General features: G+C 62.1%; 3 protein-coding genes. 1 reads left to right on the top strand and 2 read right to left on the bottom strand.

Annotated features, from left to right (window positions below):
* Window positions 1–312 precede the first annotated feature (312 nt).
* Together Q1L59_RS07860 and Q1L59_RS07855 are read right to left on the bottom strand one after the other, a co-directional pair.
* Window positions 313–1,131 (bottom strand): ATP-binding cassette domain-containing protein, encoded by an 819-nt coding sequence (locus tag Q1L59_RS07860; RefSeq protein ID WP_300330478.1) that lies wholly within the window; start codon window positions 1,129–1,131, stop codon window positions 313–315.
* Window positions 1,125–2,816, bottom strand: a complete 1,692-nt coding sequence (locus Q1L59_RS07855) for an ABC transporter transmembrane domain-containing protein (protein ID WP_300330476.1) — start codon at window positions 2,814–2,816, stop codon at window positions 1,125–1,127. The genes Q1L59_RS07860 and Q1L59_RS07855 overlap by 7 nt, the downstream gene beginning before the upstream one ends.
* A gap of 500 nt (window positions 2,817–3,316) precedes the next feature.
* Between Q1L59_RS07855 and Q1L59_RS07850 the strand changes: the two genes are divergently transcribed.
* Window positions 3,317–3,706, top strand: a complete 390-nt coding sequence (locus tag Q1L59_RS07850) for a hypothetical protein (protein WP_300330473.1) — start codon at window positions 3,317–3,319, stop codon at window positions 3,704–3,706.
* Window positions 3,707–3,775: the final 69 nt, after the last annotated feature.

Here is a 3,775-nt window from a genome sequence, read left to right as displayed (position 1 = left end):
TTACAGGATGATGACCGTGACGATGAATGCCCGGAGCTTGCATTTGTTCTTCCTGCTCCATTGGTCCCGGTATTCTGTTCGTGTTCATGCCTGCAGCCTCGTGACCAAGTTCAGGCGTCTGGTTTCTGAGGTTGTGAATAGATCTACTGCGAATCTACTGCGCGAACGACCTGCGGCGCTGCTCGCTCGCTCCTCGCCACTCGATCTGATAGGTCTCGTCGTTCGCTCGTTCGCGTCTTGCCTCTCGGCCTGCTCGCGACGACTTCTTCACAACCTCTCTGCGTTTGGCATGTGCGCATGGCAAGTGGGGATTCAGTCCTTCTCCGCTCCCACTACCTCGACCCTGGTCGTCGGCTGGTTATCACCGGCAAAGGAGAACACCTCATCGACCTGAAGGCCGCGCGGAATCTGATGCGTGATGAAGATCATCGTCACCTGGCCCTTGAGGGTGTTGATCGTCTGGGCAAGATGCTCGGCCGTCTGCTGGTCGAGGCTGGAGACGGCTTCGTCGAAGATCAGGATCTTCGAGCGCTTCAGTAAGGCACGGGCAATCGCGATGCGTTGCCGCTGGCCGCCCGAGAGCCCGGTACCGCGTTCGCCGATCTCGGTCTGGTAGCCGCCCGGCAGTCGTTCAATCACGTCATGAATCTCGGCTGCCTTGCATGCGGCGATCACGTCCTCGAAGCTGGCGTGCGGATGGGCCATTACCAGGTTGTCGTAGAGCGTGCCCGAGAAGAGGACGGTTTCCTGCGGCACGACGCCGAAGGCCGCGCGCAGTTCGTTGGCGGCGAGATATCGGATGTCCTGCCCGTCGAGGGCAATGCCACCCTCCTGCGGCTGGTAGAAACCGAGCATCAGTTTGGCGAGCGTGCTCTTGCCGCATCCGGAGGGACCCGTGATGACGCTCAGGTGGCCGGGCTTGAAGGCGATATCGAGGTTGCTGTAGAGCCAGGGGAGAGTCTCTCCGTAGCGGAAGGCCAGGTTGCTGATGGTCAGCAAGCCTTCGCCCCTGTTCTCCCGGTTGGGGATGAGCGCATGCGGTTCCTGCGGCATGTCGAGAATATCACCTAAGCGCTTGAGGGCGATATTGGCCTGCTGAAACTCTTGCCAGAGACCGACAAGTCTTAACATGGGTGGCTCATGCGTCCGGCAAACATCTGGAAGGCGACGAGCATGCCCACCGTAAAGCCCTCGTTCTTCATCACCAGCAAGGCGCCGACGACCAGGATGGAGAGCGTCATCACCTGCTCCAGTGCGTTGGCGATGACATGATAGGTGTTGCCCACCTGTTTGGTCGAGAAGCCGGAGGCCAGGTATTGGGCCAGAAGGTCGCCGTATTTCTGGTCGATGTCCGGCTCCATCTGCAGGGATTTGACCGTGCCAATGCCGGCGATGTACTCGGTGAGGAAGGACTGGTTGCGCGCCGCGAGCATGAACTGGCGGTTGATTTTTTCCCGGAAGACGGGCGCGACAAGGAGGCTCAGCAGGGCAATGAGGCTCAGAAGGCTGACCGCGATCAGCGAGAGCTGCCAGCTATAGGCGAACATGACGGCGAGGAAGATGAGCAGAAAGGGTCCGTCGAGGATGAGGGCGACGGCGGCGCCGGAGACGAATTCGCGGAGGGTCTCGACGCCGTGCAGGCGGGCGACCAGCGTGCCGGTGGGGCGGTTCTCGAAGTACGGGAGCGGCAGACGCAGGAGATGGCGGAGCACTTGGCTGCCCAACACGGCGTCGATGCGGTTGCCGGTGTGCAGGATGAGGTACTGACGCAGCCAAGTCATGCCGGCGGTAAAGAACAGGAACAGCACCAGGGCGACGGCGAGGACGATGAGCGTGCTGTGCGTCTGATGTACGATGACCTTGTCGATGATGACCTGGGTGAAAAGGGGGGTGACCAGTCCGACAAGCTGGATGAAGAGCGAGGCGGTAAGGATTTCCAGCCACAGGCGGCGGTGCTTGAGGAGTTCGGGGATGAACCAGGAGAAGCCGAAGGCTTTCCTGTCGGGAGCAAACCCGGGGATCCCGTCCTCATCGGTCGTGGCCGGCCCGGCGGTACGGCTGAGCAGCATGAGTTCCGGTTCGAGGCGCTCGGCCGCTTCGCTGCGGGTCAGGCTTTCTGCGGTTTGCTGACCGGGTCGGAAATACAGGATGTACTCTTCCGAGAGCCCAACAATCAGGAGGGCGGAGGCCGGCGGGCGTGGCGTCTGAGGGGGCGGATCGCCCGACGATGAGGAGCAGTCGGCGGCCATCGCCGAAGCGGTGTGCGCTGGATCTGCGGGCGCAGATGGGGCGGTCTCGGGCGGCGGGTCGCGCAGAAAGGCAATCGCCGGTAGCAGGTGTTCGCCATCCCTGAGGTTCCGGATGGGGCCAGAGCCGGTCTGGAAACCCAGTGCCCGCGCGGCTTCGTGCAGGCTGGCCCGGGTGATCGGCGGCGGGAAGTGTTGCGCGATCAAGGCCGGGTCGAAAGGAATGCGTTTCAGGCTGCACAGACTGCCGAGCAGCCACAAGGCATCGTCGGTCCGCAACGCTCGTTGCATGGGTGTCTCTCTCACACTGATGTCTGGCGAGGAGAAAAGGGTACCACGTTTGTGGGAATGGAAACGTCGTTCCGGTCGTGCGCGACGACAAGCGCCGATCTGGCCGGCCTGATCGAACATCAATAGAAGGGAATAGAGCGTCTGACGGACGTTCGCGTCCACTTCGAGGCGGCCGTCAAGCTGTTTTCTCCGGACTTCGGGCTGCGCACCGGGGCCAAAGCACTGCCGTTTCGAAGCCCCCTTTTTTCCAGGCGAATACCAGCGGATGGTCCCGGACATCTTCCGTGAGGCGCAAGGCGCGGCGCTGAGCAGCCACCAGATCGGCGAAGCGCTGGCCGCGCGTAAGGTGCTGGAAACAAGAACTGAACATGCTGGGCAAACTAACGTTACCGTAACCGGATTGCATGACCACTGCGAGCAAGCATGGGCGGCACGGGCGGTACTGATACGAGTCTCTGCTGTGGAGGCTGGGAGGCCAAAACTGCGGCGCAGTTGGCACGCCGATCCGTCCGGCATCATGTCGGGGATCACTTCAAGCGAGTCCTCGCCGGCATCGGGGGGGCCGCCAACACATCGGTTGCTGGGAAATCATGCGAAAGGAGTCGGCTGACTGCGGTTCTTCGGATCAAGTGCGTCGGAGGTTCCGCGCTACCACGGGACGCGACATCAGATCGGTCGTCGCGTTTGCCAGTTGGCAGCAATCGGGACCAGAATGGCATATCGGCGGCAATGGGTTCCAGCCGTCTATTTCTGAATGTACTCAATGTGCGAGGGGTGTCATGGCGTCAAAGGATGATGACGAGATAACCGCAGTTGTCGCGCGTGTATTGGCCGGAATTGCGCTGGCCGTGGTGGGCGTGGTCTATGCCGTCGGCGGTGGCAAGACGATGCGGGCGCCGGCGGCGAGTTCGCTCGAGATGGTCGACATCGCGCCGATCGGCGAGCCGCTGGCGAAGGTCTATTTTGGCGTCGGCAAGGCCGAGCTGAACGAGGCGGACGGGGCAGTTGTCGGCGCCGGAGTCAAAGCGGCGTCCACAAGCCGACATAAATCTGGTGCGAGGGAGGCAGGAGCGGTCGTCTGGAACGTTGGTCAGAGCGCGCAAAGAGAGGGCTGCCCGGCCCGTGGGCAGAGGCGGTCGGTGCAGGGTTTGGGCGAGGACGGGTTCTGAGTCAGGCGTCGTGCTGCTCGCGCATCCGGTAGGACGTTCCTTCGATGACCAGTGTCTCGGCATGATGCA

Origin of the sequence: Accumulibacter sp., assembly GCF_029255125.1 — a bacterium.
Classification (GTDB): domain Bacteria; phylum Pseudomonadota; class Gammaproteobacteria; order Burkholderiales; family Rhodocyclaceae; genus Accumulibacter.
Note: the sequence above shows the minus strand (reverse complement) of the source record. Positions and strands in the feature narration are given on the sequence as shown.